Origin of the sequence: Vibrio chagasii (genome assembly GCA_041879415.1) — a bacterium.
Classification (GTDB): domain Bacteria; phylum Pseudomonadota; class Gammaproteobacteria; order Enterobacterales; family Vibrionaceae; genus Vibrio.
The window spans coordinates 586,968-600,485 of the sequence record CP090852.1; the positions used below are offsets into that span (position 1 = coordinate 586,968).

The 13,518-nt window shown below is 43.5% G+C and carries 11 protein-coding genes; 7 read left to right on the forward strand and 4 right to left on the reverse strand.

Annotated features, from left to right (window positions below; translation table 11 throughout):
* Positions 1 to 61: 61 nt before the first annotated feature.
* From L0991_16580 to L0991_16590, 3 genes are all read left to right on the forward strand, one after another.
* Complete coding sequence (locus L0991_16580) at positions 62 to 376, forward strand: hypothetical protein (GenBank protein ID XGB65146.1); 315 nt, start codon at positions 62 to 64, stop codon at positions 374 to 376.
* Positions 377 to 432: 56 nt separating this feature from the next.
* Positions 433 to 1,281, forward strand: coding sequence for a sulfurtransferase (locus L0991_16585; GenBank protein XGB65147.1), 849 nt, complete (start codon positions 433 to 435; stop codon positions 1,279 to 1,281).
* 328 nt (positions 1,282 to 1,609) lie between these two features.
* Entirely contained in the window at positions 1,610 to 3,910 is a 2,301-nt protein-coding gene (locus L0991_16590) for an EAL domain-containing protein (protein ID XGB65148.1), read from the forward strand.
* Positions 3,911 to 3,990: 80 nt separating this feature from the next.
* Here L0991_16590 and L0991_16595 read toward each other — a convergent pair whose 3' ends face one another.
* Positions 3,991 to 4,995 carry a sugar-binding transcriptional regulator gene (locus tag L0991_16595; GenBank protein XGB65149.1) on the reverse strand — a complete coding sequence of 335 codons (1,005 nt, stop codon included), beginning with the start codon at positions 4,993 to 4,995 and terminating at the stop codon, positions 3,991 to 3,993.
* Positions 4,996 to 5,453: 458 nt separating this feature from the next.
* On the opposite strand from L0991_16595, the gene tal reads away from it, so the two are divergent.
* Together tal and tkt are read left to right on the forward strand one after the other, a co-directional pair.
* A complete protein-coding gene (gene tal, locus L0991_16600; GenBank protein XGB65150.1) occupies positions 5,454 to 6,404 on the forward strand; it encodes a transaldolase in 951 nt (316 codons plus the stop codon).
* Positions 6,405 to 6,482: 78 nt separating this feature from the next.
* On the forward strand, positions 6,483 to 8,474 hold the full coding sequence (tkt, locus tag L0991_16605) for a transketolase (protein ID XGB65151.1): 1,992 nt from the start codon (positions 6,483 to 6,485) through the stop codon (positions 8,472 to 8,474).
* Positions 8,475 to 8,567: 93 nt separating this feature from the next.
* Here the strand turns inward: tkt and L0991_16610 are convergent, their stop codons facing one another.
* The 3 genes from L0991_16610 to L0991_16620 form a co-directional block, all read right to left on the reverse strand.
* Positions 8,568 to 9,116, reverse strand: coding sequence for a hypothetical protein (locus L0991_16610; protein ID XGB65152.1), 549 nt, complete (start codon positions 9,114 to 9,116; stop codon positions 8,568 to 8,570).
* A 271-nt stretch (positions 9,117 to 9,387) separates the two neighbouring features.
* Positions 9,388 to 10,950 (reverse strand): methyl-accepting chemotaxis protein, encoded by a 1,563-nt coding sequence (locus L0991_16615; protein XGB65153.1) that lies wholly within the window; start codon positions 10,948 to 10,950, stop codon positions 9,388 to 9,390.
* 165 nt (positions 10,951 to 11,115) lie between these two features.
* Positions 11,116 to 11,583, reverse strand: coding sequence for an Lrp/AsnC family transcriptional regulator (locus L0991_16620; GenBank protein ID XGB65154.1), 468 nt, complete (start codon positions 11,581 to 11,583; stop codon positions 11,116 to 11,118).
* Positions 11,584 to 11,736: 153 nt separating this feature from the next.
* On the opposite strand from L0991_16620, the gene L0991_16625 reads away from it, so the two are divergent.
* A complete protein-coding gene (locus tag L0991_16625) occupies positions 11,737 to 12,702 on the forward strand; it encodes a hypothetical protein (protein XGB65155.1) in 966 nt (321 codons plus the stop codon).
* A gap of 505 nt (positions 12,703 to 13,207) precedes the next feature.
* Positions 13,208 to 13,507, forward strand: coding sequence for a hypothetical protein (locus L0991_16630; GenBank protein ID XGB65156.1), 300 nt, complete (start codon positions 13,208 to 13,210; stop codon positions 13,505 to 13,507).
* Positions 13,508 to 13,518: the final 11 nt, after the last annotated feature.

A 13,518-nucleotide genomic window follows, 5' to 3' on the forward strand; every position in this document is an offset into this window, starting at 1 on the left:
TCATTCACTTTACTTCGAATCTAACTTATATTTTCAAGATAACCTTCAAAGACTTACTCTCATGAAACAGTTAAAAATAGGTCTAGTTATCTTAATGTGCGGTGTAGGCGTATTAGTTGCCCTTACCCATTTTCCCCTGACGTCACAGACGGGGCAACGTATTGAAGCCAAAGTGATTTCTAATACACTCACTCAGTCATTAGATGGACACAGACGTTATCTTACTGTTCAAACTCAAGACAACAGTGTATTTCGCGTATCCATTGCACCGACCACAGACTGCCCTATTGATTCTGTAGTCTCGCTTGATACATTAAGTAACCAAATTACCGGACAAAGCAGCTATCAGTTTATCCACTGTAGAGCCGCACCTTAGCCGCAGATATAACAACAGCTATAGCTATAACTACAACAAGAATGGATACAGTAAGAATGAATCAGCCACTCATTTCACCAGAACAACTTCAACAACGTTTGTTAGAGCAAGACAACATCATCATCCTAGACGCCAGCATTGAATTTCAAATTCCAAGTGAGTCTGAAAAGATCAAAGGGCAAATGATTCCTGGAGCAATTCGTTTCGACTACGACAAAGACTTCAGCAACAAACATACCCTACTTCCTCACATGTTCCCTTCCGAAAAACACTTCAACACTCGTGCGCGTGAAATCGGTATCAACCAAGACAGCACGATTGTTGTATACGACAACTCGGGGACTTTCGCTTCGCCTCGCGCTTGGTGGATGTTTATGGCGATGGGACATCAGGATGTTTACATCTTAGATGGCGGCTTGCCTGCATGGATTGATGCGGGTTACGCAACAGACACATCGTACAGAGCTGAAGTAACACCAGGCAATTTCGAAGGCAACATTCAAGACAACTACTTTGTGGATGCCAAGCAAGTCCTAAGCTATTCAGAGAGCAAGAGTGCCAATATTCTGGATGCACGCTCTCAAGCTCGTTTTGATTCAGAAGTGCCTGAACCAAGAGCTGGATTACGCAGCGGGCATATTCCAAACTCAGTTTGTCTACCATTCGCACAAGTGCTGAACAACGGTAAGTTGAAACCACAGAGCGAGCTTGTAGAAATCTTTTCTACGTTGGACTTAACGCCAACTCAACCGATGTTCTTTAGCTGTGGTTCAGGTGTGACTGCCTGCATCATTTTATTAGCCGCAAAATTAGCGGGATACTCGGGTGAAATGGGAGTTTACGATGGCTCATGGACAGAATGGGGCGCTAACGAAAGCCTGCCTATCGCCGTAACAAACCAGTAATTCAACTTCGCTTACTGCCACTATTAGAATATACTCCGCATGCATAATGAGCTTACTCCTAACATGGGTAAGCTCTTTGTTATTATATCGTAACGGCTCTCGGCTAAACTCCCAGCAATGAACCAACAATAAACTTCAATTAATCAAGCACTAACCATTATTGTTGATATGAATGTTAATTTTTTACTCAAGAATCCCGATACATAGTCGTTACACTATTTAATCATTAGTCATTATCGATGTGTCTTACAAACTTAATACATCATATTGACGCTCAATAGTTTGTCTCGTGCACTCTGTTCAAAGTCGTAACTAAAAAAGGCATTCCATGGCTCTATTTAAGAAAAATATCTGGTCGCTGTACGCTCTTGTCGTACTGCTCACCTTGATACTTTTCACTGTGCTAGGTGTAACAAAATGGCAAGCAAATAGAGAAGACTTCATTGAGCAGCAGCATATTCAAGTGGAGCTGTTTTCTAGCTCGGTCAGTTCATTACTCACAAGCCAAGAGGCACTCTTAGAAGTCGTTGGACACCAATTGGCCCAACAGTCTGACTTCACTCGTACCGCCGCAATTCAAATTCGTCCCATATTGGATAAGCTGCTTGAGACTCATCCAGCGATTGCTGCATTTGGTCTGCTTAACACAGAGGGTGACTACCTGTCTGTTAGCTCAAATCTTAAACTGGCAGACCAAGACAACTTGCTTGAGCTTCCACAAACTCGAGACTCCTTTCTAGAAGCGCTTTCAAGTGACAAGATGGTTTTAGGACGTACCTATTTTCAAAAATCTCTAGATAGCCTAGTCATCCCATTAAGAAAATCTATTTCAGTGGATGGAAAAACCATTGATGCCGTGATGACTGCCGGGCTGCGGTTAGATAGCACCATAGTATTTGAAAACAACGCACATGCTGGAAGTTTCAATACACTCACCTTGCTCAGACAAGACCACTACCGTCAGTTCTTTTCTAGTGACATCGAGTCTCTTGATGCTTACTTAAAACCAGTAGACAGTGACCTGCTACAGCGCGTGAGCACTAACTTTTCAGAGCAAATCAGTGCTACTGTGCAAGAAGCCAAAACGGGAAAAGAGACCTACTCATTTTTTGTCAGTGATAATAAATTCCACTCTCTACTGAGCGCTAAGTACCTACCAGATTATAAGCTTTGGGTCGTTGGTCGCACCGACCTTGCCCACGTCGATACCGTCTTTATCGAAGAATTTGGCATTCTTTTCATTATTTTTATTTTGCTCCAGTGTGGGTTCTACATTTTGGTTAAGTCTATCGCCAAAAATGAGCAGCGTACTCGTAGTCAACTGATCTACCAAGCGAATCACGACCCTCTCACTACCCTGCCAAACCGTTTATACATGCGTAAGAACATCGATAAATGGGTGGCAAGTGAGTCCGAGCAATTCTCACTACTGTTCATCGATATCGATAACTTTAAATGCGTCAACGACACACACGGACATGATTTTGGTGACAAGGTTCTTAAACAAATAGCGTTGCGTTTAATGCGATTCCGCTCTCGATTGAGCCTATTGGTACGTGAATCAAGCGATGAGTTTCTGTTTTTAACTCCAATAACCAGTGAGTCTGAAATTAAACGACTCGCAGAGCGTATCATTGAGGTGCTTTCTCAACCCTATGAAGTGCAAAACTCTCAGTTCCTATTAGGCTGTAGCATCGGCATTGCACGTTTCCCTGAGCATGGTAAAGATCTTGATAGCCTGCTGCGCTCTGCCGATATCTCAATGTACAAAGCCAAACAGCAGCAAAACTCATACAGCATTTTCACTACGGCAATGCAAGACGCTCACCTCTACAAGATGAAAGTCGAACAGAGGTTGCGGATCGCTATCGAGAAGCAAACACTATTCATGGCTTTCCAACCTTTAGTACGGACAGATGAGAGTATTGACGGTGTTGAGGCTCTTGTGCGCTGGGTTGATGACGAGCTAGGTTTTGTTCCACCCGATGTGTTTATCCCCGTAGCGGAGAGCACTGGCTTGATGCATAAACTCGGCACGTTCATTATCGAGTCCAGTATTATGCAAATCGCTCATTTGCATAGAACTACCGAGCAAGAGATCGGGTTATCGATCAACATCTCGGTGCGCCAGTTCTCGCATAAATCGTTCTCTGAACACCTGTTAGCAACACTTGAGAAATACCAGTTTTCACCAAGCTGTTTGACGCTAGAGATCACTGAAAGCTTGTTCATTGAAGATGTCACCTTAGTGAAACCAATTTTCGAAGGCCTCAAAGAGAACCACATTAAGATCTCTCTGGATGATTTCGGTACCGGCTATTCATCATTGAGTATGTTGAAAGCACTACCTATCGACGAGCTTAAAATCGATAAAAGCTTCATTGAGAACATAGCAGTAGACCAGCAATCGCTCACCATGGTGCAAAACATCATTGCTATCGGTAAGAACTTCGGAATGGTGGTATTAGCGGAAGGTGTAGAATCAAGCGAACACTTTGCAATCTTAAAGGCTTGTGGCTGTGATTTGATGCAAGGCTACTACTTCTCACGCCCTATCCCATACGAAGAGCTGTGCGAATATCTCGCTCCCACAAAATCGGATCAGAAACAACTCGAGCCATTGGTTTAGTGGTGTAATGATTCCAAGATTTAACAAGACGAAAAAGGGAGCCAATATTGGCTCCCTTTTGTTTTGACGACAGACTGGTTCTAACGGCTTTCACTTAACTCAGCATGCTTCATCTGCTCATCTAAGTTCAGCACGGTTAGTGCATTACTTACGCTCGTTGCTATCACATCAACCACGCCGGTTCTTAATGCACCTAACAACGCGAGAGGTTTACTGTTCTCGGCAGCAATGGCAATCACCTCTGCGATTGGGCGAAACTCTTCTAAACCCAAACCGATCACTCGGTCACTCATTACTGTGTTTGCTGCTTTACCGTGTACGTCGAAGAAGTCATAACCTGCGAAGTCACCTACCACACCTTGTAGTAACCGAGATTGAACCACCTCACCCGCGGTAAACCAACCTAGGTCAACCATGTAGCTGTTTTCACTCATGTCACCGATACCCACTAATGCTACATCCGCCTTTCGAGCGAGATCGAGTGTTTGCTTAACTGTGCTGTTTTCCATAAAGGCAGTTTTTTGAGCTTTATTCTCGGCATAAGCCGGGGCATACAAAGTCTCAGACGAACCACCGTACTTTTTCGCCAGCTGTCGACAGATGTGGTCGGCATTAAACATACCGCCCCTTGGGTGAATACCGCCGATACCACACACGAACTTACAATCACGTGGGGTAATTACCCCTGTGTGGTGAGCAACAGAAGATACGTTACGACCTTGACCGACAGTTACGACCATGCCGTTTTTTAATGTACTGGTTAGATAGTTAGACACTAAGCCGGCAACTTGAAGACGTTGCTGTTCTTCATTCGGTTGATCCAGAGCGACAAGAGCACGCTTAACACCAAAGCGTTCAATTAAACGTTGCTCGATCTTGGCGCTGAATACAGGGTGGTATTTAACCGTTATCTCAACAATACCTTCATCACGGGCTTGCTTGAGCATACGACCAACCTTTGCACGAGAGATAGAGAACTTTTTCGAGATCTCTTCTTGGGTGGCACCGTCCTGATAATAAGCAACCGCGACTTCAGTCAGGAGATCAGTGTTTTCTTCGGAAACATCTTGGATATTCTTACTCATATACCACTCAACCTATATTTAACAATTATTTTACCTGCTTGAAGAACAAATGTTCGATGACTAAGCAAATGATACACAAGTTTACACCTTGAACATATGTAACAACAAGGAACATTTGTTCAAGGTGTTAGCCATGGTTTTATTGTTGATTAATTCACCTTACTCAGCGCATTAAACGTTTGCTTGTATCGCCCATGATTACTAGAGCGAAATATATTTGACTGAAGTCACCATACCGCACTATTTGTCGTTGACTTTGGTGCTAGATCGGATAAATATGGCTACATCATTTACTCATCGAGCGATCAAATGTTCTGTGCAAATGTTCGTTCGAAGAAAAATTTAAATTAATGTAAGTTTGGCTCACTGGAAACTCCACTGAGAACTTCATTAGTTAGCTTGCAAATGCCCACATCTCTCTTCTCACGAGATGTAATGCGATAGATAGGATGATCAAAATGAGCAACAAATTAGAGCAACTTCGTAAACTAACGACAGTAGTAGCAGACACTGGTGAAATCGATGCAATCAAAAAGTACCAGCCAGAAGATGCAACAACTAACCCTTCTCTGATTCTTAAAGCGGCTCAAATCGAAGAGTATGCGCCACTTATCGATGCTTCAATCGAATACGCTAAAGCACAAAGCGCTGATAAAGCACAACAAGTACAAGACACTTGTGACATGCTTGCAGTAAACATCGGTAAAGAAATCCTGAAAACAATCCCAGGCCGTATCTCTACAGAAGTTGATGCTCGTCTTTCTTACGACACTGAAGGCAGCGTAGCTAAAGCTCGTCAGCTAGTAAAAATGTACAACGATGCTGGCATCACTAACGATCGCATCCTAATCAAACTGGCTTCTACTTGGGAAGGTATCCGTGCTGCCGAAATCCTAGAGAAAGAAGGCATCAACTGTAACCTAACGCTTCTATTCTCTTTCGCACAAGCTCGTGCATGTGCTGAAGCTGGCGTATTCCTAATCTCTCCATTCGTTGGTCGTATCATGGACTGGTACAAAGCGAAAGAAGGTCGCGACTTCGAAGCATCTGAAGATCCAGGCGTAATCTCAGTAACTGACATCTACAACTACTACAAAGAGCACGGCTACAACACAGTTGTTATGGGCGCAAGCTTCCGTAACATCGGCGAGATCCTAGAACTTGCTGGTTGTGACCGTCTAACTATCGCTCCTGCGCTTCTAGCTGAACTAGAAGCTGCTGAAGGTGAAGTTGTAGAGAAGCTAGTTGACTCTAAAGGCTCTAAAGAGCGCCCTGCTCCAATGACTCACGCTGAGTTCCTATGGGAGCACAACCTAGACGCAATGGCAGTTGAGAAAGTTGCAGAAGGTATCCGCAACTTCGCAGTTGACCAAGGCAAACTAGAAGACATGATCGCAGCTAAGCTGTAATCACACAGAATTAAAAAAGGGGAACGTTTGCGTTCCCCTTTCAATTTCCAATCCAATATTTAAACACTGGTAGTTATTATGGACCGTAAAAATCTAGCTAATGCTATTCGTGCCCTAAGCATGGACGGCGTACAACAAGCAAACTCTGGCCACCCAGGCGCACCTATGGGTATGGCTGACATCGCTGAAGTTCTTTGGCGTGATCACCTAAACCACAACCCGTCAAACCCAGAGTGGGCTGACCGCGACCGTTTCGTTCTTTCAAACGGCCACGGCTCTATGCTGATTTACTCTCTACTTCACCTAGCAGGCTACGAGCTATCAATCGAAGACCTTAAAAACTTCCGTCAACTGCACTCTAAGACTCCGGGTCACCCAGAGTACGGTTACGCACCGGGTATCGAAACAACAACTGGTCCACTAGGCCAAGGTATCACTAACGCTGTTGGTATGGCGCTTGCTGAGAAAACTCTTGCAGCACAATTCAACAAAGAAGGCCACGACATCGTTGACCACTTCACTTATGCATTCATGGGTGACGGCTGTCTGATGGAAGGTATCTCTCACGAAGCATGTTCTCTAGCAGGTACGCTAGGTCTTGGTAAGCTTATCGCTTTCTGGGATGACAACGGCATCTCTATCGATGGTGAAGTTGAAGGTTGGTTCTCTGACGATACGCCTAAGCGTTTTGAAGCGTACGGCTGGCACGTAATCCCAGCAGTAGATGGCCACAACGCTGAAGCAATCAACGCAGCAATTGAAGCAGCTAAAGCAGACCCACGCCCTACTCTAATCTGTACTAAAACTATCATCGGTTTTGGTTCTCCAAACAAATCTGGTTCACACGACTGTCACGGTGCACCACTAGGCGCTGAAGAAATTGCAGCTACACGTAAAGAACTTGGTTGGGAGCACGGTCCTTTTGAAATTCCGTCGGAAGTTTACGCAGAATGGGATGCGAAAGAAGCAGGCGCAGCTAAGGAAGCAGCGTGGAACGAGAAACTTGCAGCTTATGAAGCAGCACACCCTGAGCTGGCAGCTGAATTCAAACGCCGCGTAAACGGTGAACTTCCTGCACAGTGGGAAGAGAAAGCAAACCAAATCATTGCTGATCTTCAAGCTAACCCAGCAAACATTGCATCACGTAAAGCGTCTCAAAACGCACTAGAAGCGTTCGGTGCTATGCTACCTGAATTCCTAGGCGGCTCTGCTGACCTTGCACCATCTAACCTAACTATGTGGTCTGGTTCTAAGTCTGTTTCTGCTGAAGATCCAGCGGGTAACTACATCCACTACGGTGTACGTGAATTCGGTATGACGGCTATCATGAACGGTATCGCTCTGCACGGTGGTTTCGTACCATACGGCGCAACGTTCCTAATGTTCATGGAATACGCTCGTAACGCAATGCGTATGGCTGCTCTGATGAAAGTTCAGAACATTCAAGTTTACACGCACGATTCTATCGGTCTTGGCGAAGATGGCCCAACTCACCAACCAGTTGAGCAAATGGCTTCTCTACGTCTAACTCCAAACATGAGCACATGGCGTCCATGTGACCAAGTTGAGTCTGCAGTCGCTTGGAAACTGGCTATCGAACGTAAAGACGGCCCAACGTCTCTAATCTTCTCTCGTCAAAACCTTGCACAGCAAGAGCGTAGCGAAGAGCAAGTAGCTAACATCGCGAAGGGTGGTTACATCCTGAAAGATTGTGAAGGTAAGCCAGAGCTAATCCTTATCGCTACAGGTTCTGAAGTTGAGCTAGCGGTTAACGCTGCAGCTGAACTGACAGCTGAAGGTAAGAAAGTACGCGTAGTATCTATGCCTTCAACTGACGCATTCGACAAGCAGGACGCTGAGTACCGTGAATCTGTACTTCCATCTGACGTAACAGCTCGTATCGCTGTAGAGGCTGGCATCGCTGACTTCTGGTACAAGTACGTTGGTTTCGGTGGCAAGATCATCGGTATGACAACGTTCGGCGAATCTGCACCAGCAGGTGAGCTATTCAAGATGTTCGGCTTCACTACTGAAAACGTAGTAAACACAGCGAAAGAGCTTCTAGCTTAATCTTGATTTAGTTGTCTCACCTTGAAATAGGTTGATACATACCAAAAGCCCTACATTTTCATGTAGGGCTTTTTTGTATCTCAGCTTCCACCGTTAAAACGTAAACCTTGCCCCCAAACGAAGTGTGTTCTGGTTTAGGTTTTTACTATAAGTGTGTTCATACCCAGCATCGACCGCGAGCCAAGAAAGAACGTCAACCGAGCTCACAATCCCGAAGTTGTTTAAGCCATGCTTATGCGTGTCAGAATAGCTATAAAATGGTTGCAACGACCAACGCTCGTTAATCGAAACAATCGCCCCAGCCTCACCGATAAAGCCCTCATCGTAAATTTTGGTAGTTTCTCTATCACACGGTCCAAGGATAGTGTCATTTCGGCACGAAGAACGCCTCTGCGGCCTAACCCAATTCACACCGCCAGAAGCGTAAAGCTCAACCTGCGAAGTAATGGGCTGATACCAACCCAACTGCATCGAAAGATCAGATAACGTCGTCGAAGAGCGTGTAGTCACAGAAGAGTCGAAACCGACGAAGAAAGTATCGTTTAAGGCATAATTACCGCCGACGTAGCCACCGTAAAGCTGCTTACTCCCTGAGTTATTGTAGGCACCATCAAAGTAATCTTGAAAGCCATCGTCACTCACCCTCGTATTTTGATACCCCGTATAGAGGTAATTTGATCCTTTTGAGGCTATACAAGGAGCACTAATAAAACTTAAGCAAATGGTGGTAACGATAAGGGGGTGCATGCTGATGCTCTGTCTTTTGATTGGAATATGAGAAGTGTAACTTAACCTCAATTGAACGATGTTCTATTTTTGTTTCAAAGCTTTTCTAACCTTCACTTTACCTACAAAAAAGCCCTGCACATCATGCAAGGCTTTCTTTTATTTTTTATGGACTTATCTAAGGTCGCTACTTTTCTTCAAAACGTTTAGCTAATTGATAGAACTCGTTTACTTGTTCTTTAAGCTCTGTCGAATGATCCTTCACTGAGTGTGTTGCGACCAAATTCTGTTCTGCTGTCGACGCGATAGATTGCATGTGAAGATTCACCTCACTCGAAAGAGTACGTTGCTTATGGGCTGAGTTTTCTACCGACTGCATCAACTCGTTCATAGATTGCATCAAGTTTTCAACTTCAGATAAACGCTCTGCGCTCACCTTAGCCACATCACCGCACGCATCGGTCTGCTCTCTGTTCGCCAGGATGTCTTTCTGCCAACCTTCAATGGTTGTGAGCATGGTTTCGATGCTCTCTTTGATCTGTACTGTCGCGTTCGAGGTACGCCCAGACAGTGCACGTACTTCATCAGCCACTACGGCAAAGCCTCTACCTTGCTCCCCCGCTCTCGCCGCTTCTATTGCTGCGTTGAGCGCCAGCAGGTTGGTTTGCTCTGCAATGCCACCAATCTCTTCCATGATCTTACTGACACTTTGCGCCTGATCGCTCAGTTGGTAAGTAGTCTGTGTCGCTTTCTCTGCTTGTGAAGCTAAGTTTTCAAGGTTGCGATGAGTTTGGTTAATGCTCTCTTTCGCGCCAGCACAAGTCTCTAGAGTCACATCGACAATCTGATGTGCTTCTTCGGCGCGAGATGAGACTTCATTCGCGGTTAATTCAACCTCTTCGGTAGCCTCACGTACTTGTAGAATGTCTTTTGTTTGCTGATCTAGCGCTTCAGACACTTCAAACGACGTAGCATTAAGGTTATCAGCCAAATCTTGTAATGGCTTCGCCGAATCTGTCATTCGACCTAGTACGGTACGTATACGAGCAGACAACAGCTTTAAGTGGAAATCAGCCACAGAAAACTTGCTGTTCCCTGAATAAACAAGACGACTCACACTATCGAACTTTGACTGTAATTTTTTCAACTGCAAAGGTGTGTCAATGAGTTCTTGACGGAACAAGAGCGCAAGAGCAGAGACAGGCAATAAACTCAGAAGCCATTGGGACACTTGCCCTACTTCAACAAGGTTTGAAATCAGTGGTGCAGCCAGCGAGCCCAGCAACACAGCATAACGAACACTATCACTGATCTGCAGCGACCATTGGCGACCAGATTTCTCAGCCTTCAACAAACCTTGGTATGCTTTGTCAGCGACTTGTACCCATTCGTTTTTAGGCTTTACACGTACAGATTGGTAACCGCTCACCTTTCCATTATCGTAAATTGGCGTCACATAAGCATCTACCCAATAAAAACCACCAGATTTAGTTTTGTTTTTTACGATACCGCGCCACGCTTTACCCTGCTTAAGGTTCAACCACATATCGGCAAAAGCAGCCTTAGGCATATCACCATGCCTCACAATATTGTGGTGTTGTCCTAGCAATTCTTGTTGGCTGTACTCTGCGATACGACAAAAAGCATCATTACTGTAAGTAATCACGCCTTTAAGGTCCGTCGTTGATACGAGTTGTTCGTGCTCGCTGAGTAACGTTTCACGAGATGGAGAAGATGAACTGACAATCATTGTTATTAACTTTTGTTAATTATTATTTTAGGCGAGGAATATATACAATTATTAAAGTTATGACAAAATGTGAACGTCACATTTTGTGTAAATGCCTGCTATTTATACGAATTTAAGCTAGTTGGCTCACATCGACGTCAGTTACTGTTGATTCTCCTTCTCTTATCATGACTCTTCTAACTTCACTTCAGTGCTGAATTTCACCGTTCTCATAGAGACTGAAGTGTGGAACTTACGAATGTTAAGATCTTTGCGTAGTACTCGCTCAACGAAATCCTCGTAGGCTTGGATGTCTTTAACAGTCACGATAAGCATAAAATCATAGCTGCCTGAGATCTGATAACACTGCGTAACTTCTGCAGCCTTCGAAATAGAATGGCGAAAAATTTGATAAATATCGCCTCTATCTCGCTCCATTTCGACAGACACGACCAAAGTCATCTTATGACCAGCAAGCTCAGGGTTGATAATAGATACATCGCCTACGATCACTCCCTCCTCTCTCAAACGTTTTACACGCTTTAAACACGCAGGCGGTGACAAACCAACAAGCTCGGCCAATGCTAAATTGGGAATACGGTTATTCTTTTGAAGCTGGATGAGTATGCTTCTATCTATGCGGTCAATTTCCATAATTTCTTATACCTACCAATTTGTGACTAATAATTTCCAATATCAAAGTAATTAAAAAATTATAACTAAATTTATAACGAGATTTAGAAATCACGATCACAGCAATCACGATAAAATCTTCTTAAATCAAACAGTCGCAACATGGACGTACCAATGAAATCCACTTATCAATTTTTTAAAGAACTCTTAAAAGAGATTTTCGATGTCACCTCAACGCTTTTTCGGATCATGATTCCCATCATCATCGTCATCAAAGTCGTCGAAGAACTCGGTGGCATAGTGATTCTCAGCGAGTGGTTAAGCCCAATAATGGAGAGTGTTGGTTTACCTAAAGAGATGGGCTTGGTGTGGGCTACCACAATACTCACCAACATTTACGCTGGATTAATTATATTGATTAATTCTGATGTGCCCCTCACTGTCGCCCAAGCGTCTGTATTAGGTAGCATGATGCTTCTCGCTCATTCTCTACCAATCGAAGGCGCTATCGCGAAAAAAGCTGGGGTAAGTTGGCTTGCCACCTTGTCAGTGAGAGTTGGTGGCAGCTTAGTACTGGCATGGCTACTGAATATCGGCTATCAATACGGAGACTTACTCAACTATCCAGCAACCGTTTTATGGCAGCCAGAAGTATCCTCAGATAGCAGTTATATTGGTTGGGCTATCGAACAGCTGAAAAACTTTGCAGTGATATTCATGGTCATTTCTGCCCTATTGTTGTTACTTAAAACGCTGAAGGTTCTCGGTATAGAGAAGCTCATGGCCATGTTATTGCGCCCGTTTTTGAGACTACTAGGCATTAGCAAAGATGCTACAAACCTAACCATCATTGGTATCACACTAGGCCTTTCATTTGGTGGCGGTCTATTGATTAATGAAGCAAAGAAAGGGCATATCTCCGCAAGAGATGTATTTACCGCAATCATGTTGCTCAACCTACTTCACAGCTTAATTGAAGATACCTTGCTGATCTTACTGATTGGCGCCGATTTCTACACCATATTTTGGGGAAGGATCGTGTTCTCTATTCTCATCGTTGCTTTGATATCAAACGCCATTAAACGCATGAATCCGACGATTTGTGAGCGTTACTTTTATCGGGATGTTTCGCAATCATGAGAGTAGAACTTTCATCTTAAAACACATGACAAAAGAGCCGACTGCAAGGCTCTTTTAACCGTCGAAGATAGTACTTTTCAGCAGCATTTCCTTAACACACGCCCTTCTTAAACTCACCAACCCCTGATAACTCACCTAAATACTGATATTTTTGGTAAAAATATTTTACATCAGCAAATTAACTAAATGGTCAATTATTAAATTCATTCTTTATTAAACCGCAATAACGTCCATAGCTATATCATTATTTCCCCGCCCCTTATATTACTTACCATACATCGATTATCCCTTATCCCATTGCTGTTACTTAATATTAAAATAATCAGTTATAAATTCACAAAAGATGATTAAACAACTGACAATTAAATAAATAGAAAAGCCTTTTCAATATTAACTCTTAATGTTGAAAACGGAACGGACAATGACTTGTAAAAAATATCCATTTGATTGGTTAATTTTATAAATATATTTTGTTACATAATCAAAACTAATGGCTCTACTATCTATGCCTCTGAAAACAATGACCTTAATGGTTCTTTTATTTACCTCACTGTCACAGGCTTCCACTATTGAGAATGATGAACCACTACTTAATTCATTGATAGAAAGAGGCGTTATTTGTCCTGGCTTAAGTTATGAGGACAACCAAGAGGCTTTGCGTATCTATCTCAATGCAAAAACCCAAAAGAGCCACCAGTTTGATTCAAAGAAATATAAAGAGATAGAAAACAAACGTCAGGAAAATAAAACACCAACAGAGTGTATAAAACCAAATCGGACAATCGAACCGAATAAGGCTAGTTGATACAAACATCG

Excerpts from the sequence above, each read along its gene's own strand:
- L0991_16615 (XGB65153.1), bottom strand. The coding sequence starts at position 10,950 with ATGATTGTCAGTTCATCTTCTCCATCTCGTGAAACGTTACTCAGCGAG.
- L0991_16590 (XGB65148.1), top strand. The coding sequence starts at position 1,610 with ATGGCTCTATTTAAGAAAAATATCTGGTCGCTGTACGCTCTTGTCGTA.
- L0991_16595 (XGB65149.1), bottom strand. The coding sequence starts at position 4,995 with ATGAGTAAGAATATCCAAGATGTTTCCGAAGAAAACACTGATCTCCTG.
- tal (XGB65150.1), top strand. The coding sequence starts at position 5,454 with ATGAGCAACAAATTAGAGCAACTTCGTAAACTAACGACAGTAGTAGCA.
- L0991_16580 (XGB65146.1), top strand. The coding sequence starts at position 62 with ATGAAACAGTTAAAAATAGGTCTAGTTATCTTAATGTGCGGTGTAGGC.
- L0991_16630 (XGB65156.1), top strand. The coding sequence starts at position 13,208 with ATGCCTCTGAAAACAATGACCTTAATGGTTCTTTTATTTACCTCACTG.
- L0991_16585 (XGB65147.1), top strand. The coding sequence starts at position 433 with ATGAATCAGCCACTCATTTCACCAGAACAACTTCAACAACGTTTGTTA.
- tkt (XGB65151.1), top strand. The coding sequence starts at position 6,483 with ATGGACCGTAAAAATCTAGCTAATGCTATTCGTGCCCTAAGCATGGAC.
- L0991_16625 (XGB65155.1), top strand. The coding sequence starts at position 11,737 with ATGAAATCCACTTATCAATTTTTTAAAGAACTCTTAAAAGAGATTTTC.
- L0991_16620 (XGB65154.1), bottom strand. The coding sequence starts at position 11,583 with ATGGAAATTGACCGCATAGATAGAAGCATACTCATCCAGCTTCAAAAG.